Origin of the sequence: Streptosporangium oxazolinicum (assembly GCF_039537505.1) — a bacterium.
Classification (GTDB): domain Bacteria; phylum Actinomycetota; class Actinomycetes; order Streptosporangiales; family Streptosporangiaceae; genus Streptosporangium; species Streptosporangium oxazolinicum.
On record NZ_BAABAQ010000008.1, the window covers coordinates 119,578 to 134,939 of the forward strand.

Annotated in this window: 14 protein-coding genes; 8 read left to right on the forward strand and 6 right to left on the reverse strand. The window is 70.9% G+C overall.

Features of this window, described 5'->3' with window-relative positions; all coding sequences use genetic code 11:
- Position 1: 1 nt before the first annotated feature.
- The 4 genes from ABD817_RS21945 to ABD817_RS21960 all read left to right on the forward strand — a co-directional run bounded on the left by ABD817_RS21945 (position 2) and on the right by ABD817_RS21960 (position 4,619).
- Positions 2–976: a hypothetical protein gene (locus ABD817_RS21945; protein WP_344919946.1), complete on the forward strand. Its 975-nt coding sequence runs from the start codon at positions 2–4 to the stop codon at positions 974–976.
- Positions 973–1,803 carry a DeoR/GlpR family DNA-binding transcription regulator gene (locus tag ABD817_RS21950; protein WP_344919947.1) on the forward strand — a complete coding sequence of 277 codons (831 nt, stop codon included), beginning with the start codon at positions 973–975 and terminating at the stop codon, positions 1,801–1,803. The genes ABD817_RS21945 and ABD817_RS21950 overlap by 4 nt, the downstream gene beginning before the upstream one ends.
- An 82-nt stretch (positions 1,804–1,885) precedes the next feature.
- Positions 1,886–2,986: a tartrate dehydrogenase gene (locus tag ABD817_RS21955; protein ID WP_344919948.1), complete on the forward strand. Its 1,101-nt coding sequence runs from the start codon at positions 1,886–1,888 to the stop codon at positions 2,984–2,986.
- A 157-nt stretch (positions 2,987–3,143) separates the two neighbouring features.
- Complete coding sequence (locus ABD817_RS21960) at positions 3,144–4,619, forward strand: aldehyde dehydrogenase family protein (protein ID WP_344919949.1); 1,476 nt, start codon at positions 3,144–3,146, stop codon at positions 4,617–4,619.
- A 181-nt stretch (positions 4,620–4,800) separates the two neighbouring features.
- Here the strand turns inward: ABD817_RS21960 and ABD817_RS21965 are convergent, their stop codons facing one another.
- The 4 genes from ABD817_RS21965 to ABD817_RS21980 all read right to left on the reverse strand — a co-directional run bounded on the left by ABD817_RS21965 (position 4,801) and on the right by ABD817_RS21980 (position 8,096).
- Positions 4,801–5,808, reverse strand: coding sequence for a sugar phosphate isomerase/epimerase family protein (locus tag ABD817_RS21965; RefSeq protein ID WP_344919950.1), 1,008 nt, complete (start codon positions 5,806–5,808; stop codon positions 4,801–4,803).
- Positions 5,809–5,838: 30 nt separating this feature from the next.
- Positions 5,839–6,309, reverse strand: a complete 471-nt coding sequence (locus ABD817_RS21970) for a VOC family protein (protein WP_344919951.1) — start codon at positions 6,307–6,309, stop codon at positions 5,839–5,841.
- Entirely contained in the window at positions 6,306–7,034 is a 729-nt protein-coding gene (locus tag ABD817_RS21975) for an orotidine 5'-phosphate decarboxylase / HUMPS family protein (protein ID WP_344919952.1), read from the reverse strand. Before ABD817_RS21975 ends, ABD817_RS21970 begins: the two co-directional genes overlap by 4 nt.
- Positions 7,035–7,142: 108 nt before the next feature.
- On the reverse strand, positions 7,143–8,096 hold the full coding sequence (locus tag ABD817_RS21980; RefSeq protein ID WP_344919953.1) for a sugar phosphate isomerase/epimerase family protein: 954 nt from the start codon (positions 8,094–8,096) through the stop codon (positions 7,143–7,145).
- A gap of 200 nt (positions 8,097–8,296) precedes the next feature.
- Here ABD817_RS21980 and ABD817_RS21985 point away from each other — a divergent pair, with 200 nt between their 5' ends.
- From ABD817_RS21985 to ABD817_RS21995, 3 genes are read left to right on the forward strand one after another with little or no spacing between them, the layout of a single operon-like run.
- Positions 8,297–9,505 carry a zinc-binding dehydrogenase gene (locus tag ABD817_RS21985; RefSeq protein WP_344919954.1) on the forward strand — a complete coding sequence of 403 codons (1,209 nt, stop codon included), beginning with the start codon at positions 8,297–8,299 and terminating at the stop codon, positions 9,503–9,505.
- Positions 9,506–9,517: 12 nt separating this feature from the next.
- Complete coding sequence (locus tag ABD817_RS21990) at positions 9,518–10,732, forward strand: Gfo/Idh/MocA family protein (RefSeq protein ID WP_344919955.1); 1,215 nt, start codon at positions 9,518–9,520, stop codon at positions 10,730–10,732.
- Between the two features lie 23 nt (positions 10,733–10,755).
- Entirely contained in the window at positions 10,756–11,814 is a 1,059-nt protein-coding gene (locus ABD817_RS21995) for a Gfo/Idh/MocA family protein (RefSeq protein WP_344919956.1), read from the forward strand.
- Positions 11,815–11,949: 135 nt separating this feature from the next.
- On the opposite strand, the gene ABD817_RS22000 is transcribed toward ABD817_RS21995, so the two are convergent.
- Complete coding sequence (locus ABD817_RS22000) at positions 11,950–13,056, reverse strand: Gfo/Idh/MocA family protein (protein WP_344919958.1); 1,107 nt, start codon at positions 13,054–13,056, stop codon at positions 11,950–11,952.
- Between the two features lie 5 nt (positions 13,057–13,061).
- Positions 13,062–13,811: a sugar phosphate isomerase/epimerase family protein gene (locus tag ABD817_RS22005; RefSeq protein ID WP_344919959.1), complete on the reverse strand. Its 750-nt coding sequence runs from the start codon at positions 13,809–13,811 to the stop codon at positions 13,062–13,064.
- Between the two features lie 1,042 nt (positions 13,812–14,853).
- Between ABD817_RS22005 and ABD817_RS22010 the strand changes: the two genes are divergently transcribed.
- Complete coding sequence (locus ABD817_RS22010) at positions 14,854–15,327, forward strand: hypothetical protein (RefSeq protein WP_344919960.1); 474 nt, start codon at positions 14,854–14,856, stop codon at positions 15,325–15,327.
- Positions 15,328–15,362 lie beyond the last annotated feature (35 nt).

Consider the following 15,362-nt stretch of genomic DNA (forward strand, 5'->3'; position numbering starts at 1 on the left):
GATGTCTGGGAACCGTGTGGCCCCGGATGGTCAAGCGATAGACGAGCTGGTGGCGCCGCTGAGGTCGGCCGAGGGCGGTTTCGCCATGCTCGCGCTGGACCAGCGGGAGTCACTGCGCCAGATGTTCCCGCTCGTGGACGGCGACGAGGTCGGTGACGACTCGCTGCGCCGTTTCAAAGACATGGCGACACGGGTGCTGTCACCGCTGGCCTCCGCGGTCCTGCTCGACCGCCCCTACGCGGTCACCGACGCCCGGCCCGCCGGCCTCGCCCCCTCGAAGAGCCTGATCCTCGCCGCGGACGTCCTGGACCAGCCACGGGGGCAGGGGGTGATCACCACGACCCTCGACCCCGCCGTCACCCCCGAGTTCGTCCGGCGGGTCGGAGCCGCCGCGGTGAAACTCCTGGTCATCTGGCGGCCGGACGAGGGCGGGGAGGAGAGGACACGGCTGGTCCTGTCGTTCCTGGACGTCGCCCGCGCCGCCGGGGTGCCGAGCCTGGTGGAGGCCGTCGTACGGCCCGCGATCGGCGGGGAGTGGGACGGCCCCGACGCCCGCCACGAGGCGATCCTCCAGGCGGCGCGCGAGGTCTCGACCCTCGGCGGGACGATCTACAAGGCGGAGCTGCCCGGCTACCTGCCCGGGGACGTCTCACGCGTCAGGGAGCACGCCGAACGCATGTCCGCCATCGTCCCCGTCCCCTGGGTGGTGCTGTCCAACGGCGTCGACCGGCCCGACTTCGCGCCGGGCGTCCGGGAGGCGTGCCTCGGCGGTGCCGAGGGTTTCCTCGCCGGGCGCGCCATCTGGGGGGACACCGTCGCCGACCCCGACACGTTCGGCGCGCTGTCCCAGCGATCGGTGGACAGGCTGCGCGCGCTGACCGCCATCGTGGCCGAGTCCTCGCGGTCAAGGGGCCCGCGAGGCCAGGCCCTCCAGGCTCCGGGATCGGACGCGGAAGCGGAGGGGGTACGGAGATGACCGAGGAGAACTTCAGATACACCTCGGCACCGGAGCGCCGCGAGCGGCTGGTGCAGTTCATCTCCGAGCAGGGGTACTGCACGATCACGGAGCTGTCGAACGCCTTCGCCGTCTCCGAGATGACGATCCGGCGCGACGTGCTGCGGCTCGCCGAGCAGGGCAAGGTACGGGCCTTCCGCGGCGGTGTCGGCTCGCTGTCCAAGCAGGAGATGGAGGGCAGCGACTACCGCCTGCGGGACATGAAGATGGCCGACGCCAAGCGGGCCATCGCCCTCAAGGCGATCGGCATGGTGGGCATCGGCTCGGTGGTGGCCATCGACGCCGGGACGACGGGTCACCAGGTGGCCGAGCTGCTGCCACCGGACCGCAACGTGACGGTCGTCACCCACTCCTTCCCCGTGGTGTCCAGCCTGATCGGCCGTACCGGCACGGAGGTGATGTGCCTGGGCGGCCTGCTGCACCCGGAGTCGCTGTCCTTCGACGGACCGGCCGCCCTCGCGGCCATCTCCAACCTCAGGGTGGAGACGTTCTTCCTCGCCGCGAGTGGCATCGGGGAGCGGGGCGCCTTCTGCGGCAACGGTTTCGACGCCATCACCAAGCGCGCGCTGATCGAGGTCGCGGAGCGGGTGGTGCTGCTCGCGGACTCCTCCAAGTTCTACGCCTCGGCGATGGTGAAGATCTGTGACTGGGAGGTCATCGACCGGATCATCATCGACGACGGCATCTCCGAGGAGCAGAGGCAGGTGCTCGAACAGCAGGACGTGGACGTGGTGACGGTCACCGCCACCCCGCAGGACATCGGCTCCACCGCGGACGCCGCCTCGTGAACGGTGTGAGTGGTACGAGCCGTCACTTGGATGCGGTCATCGCGGGTGCCGCCTCATGAGCGGCGCGAGTGGTGTGAGCGGTGTGAGCCGTCATCGGGTCGCGGTCATCGCGGGCGACGGCATCGGCCAGGAGGTGATGCCGGCCGCCATCGACTGCCTCGACCTGGTGGCCGGTCTGCACGGGCTCGACCTCGACTGGCACCACCTGGACTGGGGCTCCGACCACTACCGTGCCCACGGCCGGATGCTCCCGGTCGACGGTCTGGACATCCTGGCCGAGCATGACGCCATCTTCCTCGGCGCGGTCGGAGTCCCGGACATCCCGGACGTGGAGACCCTGTGGGGCCTGCTGATCCCGATCCGCCGCCGCTTCGAGCAGTACGTCAACCTCCGGCCGGTGAGGACCCTGCCGGGCGTGCGCCCGCCCCTCGCCGACTCCGGCCCGATCGACCTGGTCGTCGTCCGCGAGAACAACGAGGGCGAGTACTCGGAGATCGGCGGGCGGATGTACCGCGGCCTGCCCGAGGAGTTCGCGGTGCAGGAGGCGGTGTTCACCCGGCGCGGTGTGGAGCGGGTGGCGCGGTACGCCGCGCGGCTCGCCGCGAGCCGGGGCGGGCGCCTCACCTCGGCCACCAAGAGCAACGGGATCGTGCACACGATGCCGTTCTGGGACGAGGTCGTCAGGGAGGCGCTCGCCGACTTCCCCGAGGTCGAGCTGCGCAGCGAGCTCATCGACGCGCTCGCCGCGAGCCTGGTGCTGCACCCGGCCCGGTACGACGTGATCGTGGCGTCCAACCTGTTCGGCGACATCCTCTCCGACCTGGCCGGTGCGATCACCGGATCCATCGGGGTCGCGCCCAGCGCCAACCTGAATCCCGAGGGCCGCCACCCGTCGATGTTCGAACCCGTCCACGGGTCGGCACCCGACATCGCCGGGCAGGGCGTGGCCAATCCCGTCGGCCAGATCTGGAGCGGGGCGATGATGCTCGACGCCCTGGGACATCCCGCCGCCGCCGCGCACCTGGTGGCGGCCTTCGAGGCCGCGCTGGCGGGAGGGACCCGCACCCGCGACCTGGGCGGGCGGGCCTCGACGACCGCGTTCACCGAGGCGGTACGCGGGCACGTCGAGGACCTCGCGAGGACCGGGGAACACGCCGGCCCCGCGGACCCGGGCGGGAGCTAGCACGATGGAGAACACGTCGGCACCGGAGATCCGGTCGGGAGCCGGAGCGGGGGCCGTGACGAACGCGTCGGCACCGGAGACGCGGGCGGGGGCCGGAGCGGGAGCCGGAACCGTGACGAACGCGTCGGCACCGGGTATCCGGCCGGAGGTCGGCGCCATGAGGAACACAGCGGAACACATCGGCGTCGGAGACGCGGGCGGGAGCCGGAGCGTGGTGAGTCGCGACCAGTCGCTGTACATCGACGGGGCCTGGGTCGAGGGCGCGGGCTCGCGTCCGGTCCGGGACCGCTGGACGGGCGAGCGGATCGGCACGGTCGCGGAGGGCCGGGGCGAGCACGCCGTCCGCGCCGTCGACGCGGCCGAGCGGGCCATGGCGCGGGGGCTGCCCGTGCCGGAACGCGCCCGCGTGCTGGCGACCGCCGCACGGCTCGTCGAGGAACGCGGCGAGGAGTTCGCCCGGTCCATCACGGCGGAGACCGGGAAGCCGATCACCGCGGCGCGCGGCGAGGTGGGCCGCGCGGTGCAGACGCTCGGCTGGGCGGCGGAGGAGACCAGGCGGCTCACCGGTGAGACGGTCCCGCTGGACGCCGTCGAGTCGGGCGCGGGCACCATCGCGCTGACGGTGCCCGAGGCGCGCGGCATCGCCGCGGCCGTCACCCCGTTCAACTTCCCGCTCAACCTGGTGCTGCACAAGGTCGCTCCGGCACTCGCGGCGGGGTGTGCCGTGGTGCTCAAGCCGTCCGACAAGGCGGTGCTGGTCGCGGGCCTGCTGGTGGAGGTGTTCGCGGAGGCGGGCCTTCCCGCCGGGTGGCTCAACCTAGTGACCGGCACACCCGCCGACGTCGTGGAGCCGTGGATCGACGACCCCCGGGTCGCGGTGATCAGCTTCACCGGATCGAGCCGGGTGGGCTGGGACCTCAAGGCGAGGTCACCGCGCAAGCTGCACGTGCTGGAGCTGGGGTCCAACACCGCGATGGTCGTCACCGGCAACGCCGACCTGGAGCGTGCCGCCGCCGACGCGGTGACCTCCGCCCTGGCCAACTCGGGCCAGGCCTGCGTCTCGCTGCAGCGGGTGTACGTGACCCGCGGGGTGGCCGACCGGTTCGTCACCCTGCTGGGCGAGGCGTTCGGGGCGGTGAGGTACGGCGATCCGCGCGACGACGCCACCGTGGTCGGGCCGCTCGTCACCACCGAGGCGACGGAGGGTCTGAAACGCTCGATCGACGCCGCGGTGGCCGGTGGCGCGCGGCTGCTCGCGGGCGGCGAGGTGGTCGGCGGGGTGCTGGAGCCCACCCTGCTGGCCGAGGTCGATCCTGACAGCGCGCTGGTCTGTGAGGAGGCGTTCGGCCCCGTCGCGAGCGTGCTCGTCGTCGACGACCTGGACGAGGCGATCCGCGGTGTGAACTCCTCCGCGTACGCGCTCAACTCGTCGATCTACACCGGTGACCTCGGCGAGGCCATGGAGTACGCGGCTCGCGCGCAGGCGGGCAGCGTGCTGGTGAACATGCCCCCGTCCTACCGCGCCGACCACATGCCGTACGGCGGGGTCAAGGACTCCGGGCAGGGCACCGAGGGCGTGAGGTACGCGGTCCACGAGCTGCTGCACCACAAGCTGGTGGTTCTCAAGCCGTAGCCGGTGCCGCTCGAAGCGTGGCCCCGGCCGGGAGGCATGGTCCCGGCCGGGGCCATGCCTTTTCTTCGTCTTTCCGTCTCTTCCCGGGCGTCGGCCCCGGGCGGGATCCCAGCACGTCGGGCCCGGCTGGGATCCAGCCGGGCCCGGTTGGGGTTCCAGCGCCTCAGGTCGTTCCAGCGCCTCAGGTCTGGGTGAAGGCCGTGTCGAAGCGGGCGTGGGGCTGCTCCCAGAGCAGCGACCGCACGAGCGCGAGCGCCCTCGGCGCTCCGTGCATCCGGCTCATCCCCGCGTCCTCCCACTCGATGGATATCGGCCCGGCGTACCCGATCGACTCCAGGGCGCGGAAGGCGTCCTCGAAGGGGACGTCGCCGTGGCCCGCGGAGACGAAGTCCCAGCCGCGCCGGGGGTCTCCCCAGGGGAGGTGGGAGCCGAGCCGCCCCGCCCGGCCGTCCTTCGCGCGGATCCGGGTGTCCTTGCAGTCGACGTGGTAGATCCGGTCGGCGAAGTCGACGATGAAGTTGGCGGGGTTGATGTCCTGCCACATCATGTGGCTCGGATCCCAGTTGATCCCGAAGGCGTCCCGGCGGTCGATGGCCTCCAGGGTCCGCGCCGTCGTCCAGTAGTCGTAGGCGATCTCGCTCGGGTGGACCTCCAGGGCGAACCGCACCCCTTCCCCGTCGAAGACATCCATGATCGGGTTCCAGCGGGCGGCGAAGTCGGCGTAGCCGTCGTCGATCACCTCCTGGGACACCGGTGGGTACATCGCGACGTACCGCCAGATCTTCGACCCGGTGAACCCGGTGACCACCGAGGCGCCGAGCTTGCGCGCCAGGATGGCGGTCTTCTTGACCTGCTCGGAGGCGCGGGCGCGGACCCCGTCCGGGTCGCCGTCCCCCCAGGTGCGCGAGCCGACGATCGCCTGGTGGCGGAAGTCGAGCGGGTCGTCGCAGACGACCTGGCCCTGCGCGTGGTTCGACAGGGCCCAGACGCCGAGTCCGTAGCGGTCCAGGATCTCCCGCCGGGAGTCGAGATAGCCCTCGTCCTCAAGCGCCCGGTCCACGTCCAGGTGCTGTGACTTGCAGGCGATCTCCAGGCCGTCGAACCCCCACTCGGAGGCCAGCCGGGCCACCTCCTCGAAGGGCAGGTCTGCCCACTGCGCGGTGAACAGCGTTACGGGGCGGGTTGACATGGGATCTCCTTCACCTGGGGGCGGCTCCGCTCAGGGATCGGCCTGCAGGAATTCGAGCTGGTTGCCGAAGCAGTCGTAGGTGTGGAAACGGCGATGTCCGGGGAAGCGGTCGTCGGTCTCGACGACGGCGCCGTGCCCGGCCAGCCGGGCGGCGAGCGCGTCCAGGTCGTCGACCAGGATCGCCGGGTGGCCGAGCCGGTTCGGCCGGAAGTCCTCGTCGGGCAACCCGTGGATCTCCACGCCGCCGGTGCCGAACCAGCAGCCGACCGGCCGCATGGTCGCCGGCTTGGGCACCTCCGTCATGCCGAGCACGCCGCCGTAGAAGGCGCGGGCGCGGTCCTCCTCGCCGACCGGCATGGTGAAGGTGGCGTGGTGCAGGCGTAGGAAGGCGACGGGGTTCCCGGTGTACGGGGCGCTTGTCCCGGCGTCTGAGGCGCTTGTCCCGGTGTCCGGGCGTGCGGTCGTGTGTTGACCTGCTTGTCGTTCGTCCGGGGTGGTCACGTGCTGACCGGGGTGGCGTGCACGCGGGCGATCGCGTCTCCGAGGATCCGGGGCAGGTCGCGTTCCGGGATGGTGAACGACGTCTCGTCGTCGATGGCCAGGGGGGCGCCGAAGACCACGACGCCCGCGCCGATGGCCGGGCAGCCGACCGCCTGGTCGATGGAGAGCCCCCCGACCGCCTGCACCGGGACGGTCGTCGCGGCGACGATGCCGGGCAGGTCCGTGAGCGGGGACAGCTTGAGCTCCCGGTGCATGTTGCGGTGGTCGTGGCCGATGTGGTGGATGACCATGCCGACCCCGAGGTCCTCCAGCCGCTTCGCCTCGGCCACCCGGTCGTCGGCTCCCATGTCGTCGCCCATCACCAGGACGCCGAACTCCTCGCCCGCCTCGCAGACGCGCTGTACCGTCGCGTCGTGGGCGCGGCCCATCACGACCACGGCGTCCGCTCCGGCCTCGGCGAACATGCGGGTCTCGCCGTAGCCGCCGTCCATGACCTTCAGGTCGGCCACCAGCGGATGGTCCGGATACTCCTCGCGGAGGGTGCGTACGGCGCGGAGGCCCTCCGCCATCACCAGCGGGGTGCCGATCTCCAGCCAGTCGGCACCGGCCTCGACCGCGATCGCGGCCATCCGCAGCGCGTCGTCGAGGGTCTTCAGATCGAGCGAGACCTGCACGATGCCATGAGTCAGATCGGATCGCCGCAGACCTCGGATCGATGGGCTCATGTCGTGTTCCTCCTGCTTGGGGTGTTCCCCGGCTCTGGTTCCGGGTGTTCCTCATCGGGCGCGCGGGCCCGGCGGTTCGGCGCCGTACGCGGGCGTACGGCCGGTGGTTCAGCCGCTGTGCCCGGCCGCGTTCCTGGCGACGTCGTGGCTGCGCACCCGGACCGCCGTCGATCCGCCGAACCAGCGGTCGCGCGCCATGCGCAGGAAGTCGGCCGAGGCGCGCAGCTCGTCGAGGCCGTTGACCCCGTCCTCGATGCTGATCCAGCCGTCGTAACCGGCCTCCACCAGGATCGGGAAGATGCGGTCGTAGTCGTTGAGGCCCTGCCCGATGACGCCGTGCTTGAGGGCCGGTGAGTATCCGATGGTGCCGTCCGCCTGGCGCAGGTCCTCCAGGGTCGTACCGGCCTGCAGATAGCGGTCGGACGCCTGCATGGTGACCACCCGGTCGACCACGCGCCGCAGGAACTCGGCCGAGTCGACACCCGCGACGATCGCGTTGGAGGGGTCGTACTGCACCCCGAAGTTGACGCGGTCGGTGATGCTGTCGACCAGCGAGAGGAAGACGTCGGGCGACTGCGCCAGCTCCGGATACGTCCAGGTGGTGGCCTTGTAGTGGTTCTCGATGGCGAGGGTGACCCCCAGCTCGGCGGCGAGCGGGAGGAGGGACTCGATCGCCTCGGCCGCCCATTGGACGCCCTGCTCGACGGGAACCTGCGGGTAGGCCTGCCCGCTGAGCACGCGGCAGGTGGCTCCCGGGCCGCCGAGCGCGGCGGTGACGCGGACGAACTCGGCCTGACGGTCGATCTCCCGCGCGCGTACCTCGGGGTCGGGGTGGGTGAAGTCGGGGGAGGCGCACATCATCGGCATCTGGAATCCGGCGTCCGCGAGGGCGTCGCCGATCCGCCGGATCTCGTCCTCGGCGGTGGACCAGAAGAAGCCGGTGTGGAGTTCGAGTCCCTCGACACCGAGCGTGCGGGCCTCGTCGATCCACTCGAAGACGGACTTGGTGCGCCGGACCACCATCTCTTCGAGGTAGCCCTTTGGGAACGCTGCGATCCTCACGTCCGCTCCTCACCGACTCAGCAGGTGAATCGATACGTTAGCACCAAAGTATGGGAGATAGCATACAGACTTTGAGCGGATTCTGAACTACTGTTGGTGTGGAGCGAGCATTTCTTGAACCCGCCGCACCCTGGGAGCTCGTCCCGGGTGCTCCGGAAGCCCCCGCTCGGTCGAGAAAACTACGAGCTGGAGGAACGCTGTTGAAAGCGTTGGTCAAGTACGCGGACGCCGACGGCGCGCTGGAGGTGCGCGACGTTCCCGAGCCGGTGGCCGGGCCGGGAACGGTCCTCGTCCGGGTACACACGGTCGGCGTGTGTGGATCCGACATCCACATGTGGCACAACACGCAGAGCAAGAGTTCCAAGGGCGTGTTGCCGATCACCCTCGGGCACGAGTCCGCCGGTGTCGTCGCCGCCGTCGGTGACGGCGTGACCGGCTGGTCCGTCGGAGATCGCGTGGTGTGCGAGACCGCCGCGTCGATCTGCGGCGTGTGCGGCCTGTGCCGCAGCGGACGCTACAACCTGTGCCCGTGGCGCGAGGGCTACGGGCTCAAGCGCGACGGCGCGATGGCCGAGTACGTGGTGGCCGAGCCCCGCGTGCTGCACAGGATTCCGGACAACGTCAGCTTCGAGACCGCGTCGATGACCGAGCCCTACGCGGTCGCGTACAACGCGGTGGTGGAGCGCGCGCCGGTGAGCCCCGGTGACCTGGTGGTCGTCCAGGGGGCCGGGACGATCGGGATCCTCGCCCTCCAGATGGCGATCCTCCGCGGTGCCGCCACGACGGTCGTGCTCGGTACCGAGATCGACACCCACCGGCTGGAGAAAGCCAAGCGACTCGGCGCCGACCACGTCGTCGACATCTCCCGGCAGGACCCGGCCGAGGTGGTCTCGGGGCTGCACGACGGGCTCGGCGCGGACCTCGTGGTCGACGCGACCGGAGTGAGCGCCGCGCTGAGGCAGAGCATGGAGCTCGTCCGCCCCGCCGGGGCGATCGCGAAGGTGGGCTGGGGGCCGCAGCCCCTCGGCTTCACCCTGGACCCGCTGGTCAAGAAGGCCGTGACGCTCTACGGGTGCTACTCGCACACCTGGAACACCTGGGAGAACGTGCTGCGCCTGTTCAGCCAGGGCAAGTTCCGTCCGGAGCTGATCCTGGGCGGGGTCTACGCCATCGAGCGGTGGGAGGAGGCGTTCTCCGCGATGCAGCGGGGAGACAACGTCAAGTCCGCGCTGCGGATGCCCTTCGGGTTCGAGGACAGCGGGCCCCTGGGCGGCGAGTCCCACAGCGGCGGGTCTCTGGACAGCGGGTCTCCGATCAGGGGATCCCTGAGTGACGAATCCCTGAGCGGTGGATCCCCGGCCGCTGGGTTTCGGGCCGCTGGGTTCCGGACCGGCGAAACGACGAGCTGAAAGGTCAACGGCGTGTCCCCCTCACCCATCCGTCTGGGGATCCTCGGGCTCGGTGCGGTCGCCCAGGCGGTCCACCTGCCGCTCCTGGCGAAGCGGCCGGAGCTGTACACCGTCGCCGGTATCTGTGACCTCTCCCCCGAGGTCACCGACGCCATGGGCCGACGGTACGGCATCCCCCAATCCCGGCGGTTCTCCCATTTCGACGACCTGCTCGACGCGGGCGGTCTCGACGCCGTGATGATCCTCTCCCGGGGGTCGCACACCTCGGCGGTCCGCGCCGCCTTCGCCCGGCGGCTGCCGGTGTTCTGCGAGAAGCCGCTCGCCTACACCACGGCCGAGGTGGACGACCTGATCGCCGCCGAACCCGACCTCGGGCACCCGGCGATCCTGCTCGGCTACATGAAGCAGTACGACCCCGCGGTCATCGAGGCGGCGAGACTGCTGGAGGACGTCGACGACGTCCGCAGCATCGAGGCGAGCGTGCTGCATCCCACCGGAGCCTCCCAGCTGGCCCTCGCCCGGCTGGTCGGGCCGAGCGGGCCGCCACCGCCGCACGTACAGGCCGAGGCCGACGCCGAGGACCTCGCGCTGTGGCGTACCGCGGTGGGCGACGCCGACGAGGCGCTGTGGCGCACCTACCGCGGCGCGCTGGTCAGCAGCCTCGCGCACGACCTGTCGATCATGAGGAGCTTCGGCTCGCCGCCCGCCACCGTGGACTTCGCCGACATCTGGCGGCAGAGTTCCCGGTACGCCCGGCGGGACGTGGGGCGCGACAGGAAGTCCTTCGGCGAGCACCCCCCGTCGATCTCCGCCACGGGCACCCTCGCCGGTGGCGGCCGGTTCGGCCTCTCCTGGCACTACCTGCCCGACTTCCCGGCCTACCGGGAGATGGTACGGGTGGTGCACGGCCGGGGCACGGTGGAGCTGACCTTCCCCTCCCCGTACCTCCTGCACGCGCCGACGGAACTCGTCGTCACCTCCCTCGACGGCGACGCGGAGCGCAGGGTGCAGCGCCGTAGTGTGACCGAGGCGTTCGAGACCCAGCTGGAGGCGTTCCACGCGATGGTCCGCGAGGGGATCGAGCCCCGGTCGGGGCTGGACGCCGGGAGGGCCGACATCCTCGACTGCCAGCGGATCGTGGCGAGCTTCGCCGCCAGGACCGGGACCCCGGTGGGCGGCGAGGTGGGCCGTCTCGTCGGCGGGCCGGCGGGCGTGCCGATCCCATGACACCAGAAAGTACGGCCGATTCGATGACATCCGGAAGCGCCGATCCGGCGACCTCCGCACCGATCCGTACCGCGATCGTGGGATACGGCCTGGCGGGCAGCGTCTTCCACGCGCCGCTGATCAGCGCCGACCCCGCGTACGCCCTGCGCGGCATCGTCACCGGCGATCGGGAGAGGGCGCGGGCCGCGACCGAACGCTACCCCGGCGTCCGTGTCCTCCCCAGTGTCGAGCACCTGCTCGCGACGGACGAGTACGACCTCGTGGTGATCGCCTCCCCGACCCCGAGCCACGTCGAACTCGCGGAGCGGACGCTGGAGCTGGGCCTGGCGACCGTGGTCGACAAGCCGCTGGCCGTCAGGTCCGCCGACGCGGAGCGGCTCATCGCACTCGCGGACAGCCGGGGGGCGGCCCTGACCGTGTTCCAGAACCGGCGGTGGGACGGCGACTTCCTCACCGTCCAGCGGCTCGTCGAGGAGGGCACGCTCGGGGAGGTACGGCGCTTCGAGTCCCGGTTCGAATGGCTCAACCCCCGGCCCCGGCCGGCCTGGAAGAGCGGCACCACCGGCCGCGACGGCGGCGGCATCGCCTACGACCTGGGCTCCCACCTCATCGACCAGGCCGTACGACTGTTCGGGCCGGTCGAGGAGGTGTACGGAGAGCTGGACCGTCGCGGGGCGAACGCCGTCAACGACGACGACAGCTTCATCGCCCTCACCCACACCTCGGGCGTCCGGTCACACCTGGGGATGAGCAGCCTCGTCGCGCGGCGCGGATTCCGCTTCCGGGTGCTCGGTTCGGCGTCCGCGTACACCAAGTGGGGTCTGGACCCGCAGGAGTCGCAGCTCGCGGCCGGGATGTCCCCCCTGGACGAGGGCTTCGGCGTGGAGCGGGCCGAGTCCTACGGGCGGCTCGGGCGCGACGAGGACGACAGGCCGGTACCGACCGAGCGCGGCGGCTACCGGCGGTTCTACGCGATGCTGGCCGAGGCGCTGGCCGGTCGCGGCCCGCTCCCGGTGGACCCCCGGGACGCGCTCACGGCGATCCGCGTCGTCGAGACGTTGCAGGCTCAGCAGGGCGGCTGATCCGGCGCGGGACTCCAGGTTCCCGCGGAACGGAGAACATGGACGGCGCCCGCCATATGGCGGGCGCCGTCCGTGTTGTCTCGCGGTGTTCCGTGGCCTTCTCGGATGAACTCCGGGGGTTCCCCGGGCTTCTTCTCAGAGGGTCCGTGCGTAGGGATCCCAGTCCTCGGTGACCGGCTTCGTCTCCGGGGCCGAACTCCGTACGGGCACGACCTCCCCGCGCTCGATCGACTCCGAGACCGCGGCCATCGTGTCCAGCACGTGGTAGGCCAGCTGCCCGGAGGCCCGGTGCGGTGTCCCGGCCCGTACGGCGCGGGCGATGTCCAGCGTGCCGAGCCCGCGGCCTCCCACCGGGCCTGCGGCCGGTACGGTCGTCCAGTCGTCGTCACCGGCGCGCCGGATGTGGAGGTCCCCGTCGAAGTGGTTCGGGTCCGGGACGGACAGCGTCGCCTCGGAACCCACGATCTCCACGTGACCCACGCGGCGATGCGGGGAGTCCCAGCTCAGCACGGTCGTCGAGGACTGCCCGGCCTCGAACTCGGCGAGGACGCCGACGTGCGTCGGGACCTGCACGGTGATCTCCTGTCCGGCCTTGGGGCCGACGCGCAGGACGCGGGTGGGCCGCGCGATCCGCCCGGTCGCCACCACCGAGCGGAACGAGCCGAAGAACTGGGCCAGCGCGGTCAGGTAGTACGGTCCCATGTCCCACAGCGGGCCCGCGCCGCGCGAGAGCAGCACCTCCAGGTTGCGGTGGTCGTCCACCGGGCCGGGCACCTCGAACAGGGTGAGCCCGGTGAGTGGCACGCCGATGTCACCCCGCTCGATCATCCGCCTCGCCGTCTGCAGCCCGGCACCGAGGAAGGTGTCGGGCGCCCCGCCGATCCGGAGACCCGCGCCCTCCGCCTTCTCCAGCAGCTGCAGGCCGGTGGCACGATCCAGGGTGAACGGCTTCTCGGTCCACACGTGCTTACCCGCGCCGAGCGCCGCCATGGACACCTCGGCGTGCGCGGCCGGGATCGTCAGGTTGACGATGATCTCCACATCGGGATGCTCCAGCGCCTGTTCCGGGGTGCCCGACTCCGGCACCCCGTACGCCGCGGCCTGCTCGGCGGCCCGGTCCGGATAGAGGTCCGTGACGATGCGGACGTCCAGGTCCGGGAAGCGGGTGAGGTTCTCCAGGTACTGCTCGCTGATCTTCCCGGCGCCGATGACGCCGACCCCCATCGGGCCGGAACCGCTCACGCCGCTCACCTTTCGACCTTCGGGTTCAGGTAGGCGAAGCTCGCGGCGATCGCCTCGAAGACGTCCCCGCTGTAGTCGTCGAACTCGACCGCCCCGGCCTCCAGGTGCGGCACCGCGTCGAGGATCTCGGGCCAGGGCAGCTTGCCCTGACCGGCGGGCAACTGTTGGGTGTTCTCCCGGTTGACGGGGCCGTCCTTCAGGTGCAGGAAGCGCACGCGGTCGCTCACGCGGCCCAGCAGGCCCAGCACGTCCTCGCCTCCCACCGCGACCCAGTAGGCGTCGACCTCCAGCACCACCTCCGGCCGGAGCCGGTCGGCCAGGGTCTCCAGCGCGGTGCGGCCGGAGAACCGCCGCTCAAGCTCCCACCAGTGGTTGTGGTATCCGACCCGCAGGCCGTAGTCCGCGGCCTTCACCGCCGCGGCGTTCAAATGGCCGGCGATGCGGGTGACGTCGTCGTCGGTGGTCCAGAACTCCTCCGGGATGAACGTGTCCACCACCGTGTTCGCCCCCAGCCTGTTCGCCGCCGAGAAGATCGCGTCCAGGTCGACGTCGATCAGCGAAGAGGTCATCGTGGGGGAGACGAAGCCGTTGGCGGTGACCGCGTCGAGGAACTCGGGACCGCGGGAGTACAGCTTGTACGAGGACTCGATCTGCCGGTAGCCGATCGCGGCGACCCTGGCGAGCGTGCCCGGCAGGTCCTCGTCGATGGCATGCCGGACGCTGTAGAGCTGGAGGGACAGCGATCGGAGAGGCACGGTGAACCCTTCGCCGGTTGAGGCGCGCCGTCCACCCGTCATGCTCGATACCGATCATCGGGGGGTCGCGTACGCCATATCTGTTACTAAAGTAACGAATATATGTGAACTACACATCATGTCAAGAGCGTTACGCGCGCATTCCAGACGTCTCCCGAACAGTTCGCCGCAGGGTGCTCGGGTCCGTCACCCGGAGGTGGGAGGTGGGAGACGGTCTGGCGATCCGCGTTAGCCGGGATCCACGTCCGTGACGGTTGTGGGCGCGGTTGTGTCGGAAGTGGGGAGGTCGGAGGTGGGGAGGGAGGCGAGGAAGGCCGTGACGGCGGGGCGGTGGCCGGTACACCCTGCTCGCCGTCGTCCCCGGCGGGCCGGGCCGGGTGGTCGCGGAGCACGACTTCGCGACCGGTGGCGGGGGAAGGGAGCACTTCACCTACGACTGCGCCGTGTCGGAGAACCGCTTCACCGACTGCGTCGGCCGCTATGTCGGCTGACGCGTGACGTCGCGGGCACGGCCACGTTCGAAGGATCGATCCGTCGGCCCAGGGAAAACCCGATGGTCGTTCTGTCGGGAAAAAGACCGGTGGATGATTTCGTGCGGGGAAAGCGGTTCCACGGTGAGAACGCTCATCCCGGCGAAGCCGGTGGGCCGTTATCGCGAACGCGGGGATGCGCCGGGACGACCGGGCAGGAACGGGACGTCGAACCGGACGGCGAGGGCGAATCCACAGGTTGTCGAATTGCCGGGGCGGGTAAACGGGGAAGGCTCACCCCAATCGGCCCGGTGGCGAAGGCGAATGTTTCTCGCAGCCCGATCGCGCACCCCCTACGGCGAGAGAGATCGTCAGGCAGCCGGACACCCATTACCGGACCGTCCCCGAACAGTTGTGCGGACCGAAAAGGTGAATGGCTTTTCAATCTTATCCGGGGGTGTTTTCCCGGAAAACCGTGAACATTGGCGGTGGCAATTCTCATATGGTCGTCGTGATGGTGAGAACCGTGACCCTCGCCATCCGGATCCGGTGATTCCGACCTTGGAGGATGGGTGACACGGCGTGCGGTACGGACCGAATCCCTGGGGATGGTCGACGAGGCGACGGCGCAACGCCACGACCGGGCGCTGGCGGTCGTGCAGCGGCTTCTGATCGAGCGGGGAATCCGCGCCCACCGCCACCACCCGATCAGCCTGGGGGTCTTCGCCACCCAGCCGGGTGCTCCCGCTCAGCCGGGCGTCACTGCCCAGCCGGGTGCCCCCGCTCAGTCGGACGCTTCCACTCAGCCGGGCGCTCCCGCCCGGCCCGGGGGGCCCGTCTTCCGCTCGCGGGCCGATCGGCATCCGCCCGAGCTGGCCGTGATCGCCCAGGGTCGGCGCGCCGCCACGGTGACCATAGGTCCCCGCTCCGGCTGCTACCTGGTGTCCGTCCGCCGTGGCGGCCCCAACCTGCACGCCGTCGGGCGGGAGCGGCCCCACCGGGTCGTGGAGCTGATCGTCACGGACCGGCTGGACGAACGGCCGTGATCGCCGGTCTGCGGCTCGTCCCGTTCCGGGAAGGG

Excerpts from the sequence above, each read along its gene's own strand:
- ABD817_RS21975 (WP_344919952.1), bottom strand. The coding sequence starts at position 7,034 with ATGAGCCCATCGATCCGAGGTCTGCGGCGATCCGATCTGACTCATGGC.
- ABD817_RS21950 (WP_344919947.1), top strand. The coding sequence starts at position 973 with ATGACCGAGGAGAACTTCAGATACACCTCGGCACCGGAGCGCCGCGAG.
- ABD817_RS21995 (WP_344919956.1), top strand. The coding sequence starts at position 10,756 with ATGACATCCGGAAGCGCCGATCCGGCGACCTCCGCACCGATCCGTACC.
- ABD817_RS21960 (WP_344919949.1), top strand. The coding sequence starts at position 3,144 with ATGAGGAACACAGCGGAACACATCGGCGTCGGAGACGCGGGCGGGAGC.
- ABD817_RS21945 (WP_344919946.1), top strand. The coding sequence starts at position 2 with ATGTCTGGGAACCGTGTGGCCCCGGATGGTCAAGCGATAGACGAGCTG.
- ABD817_RS21965 (WP_344919950.1), bottom strand. The coding sequence starts at position 5,808 with ATGTCAACCCGCCCCGTAACGCTGTTCACCGCGCAGTGGGCAGACCTG.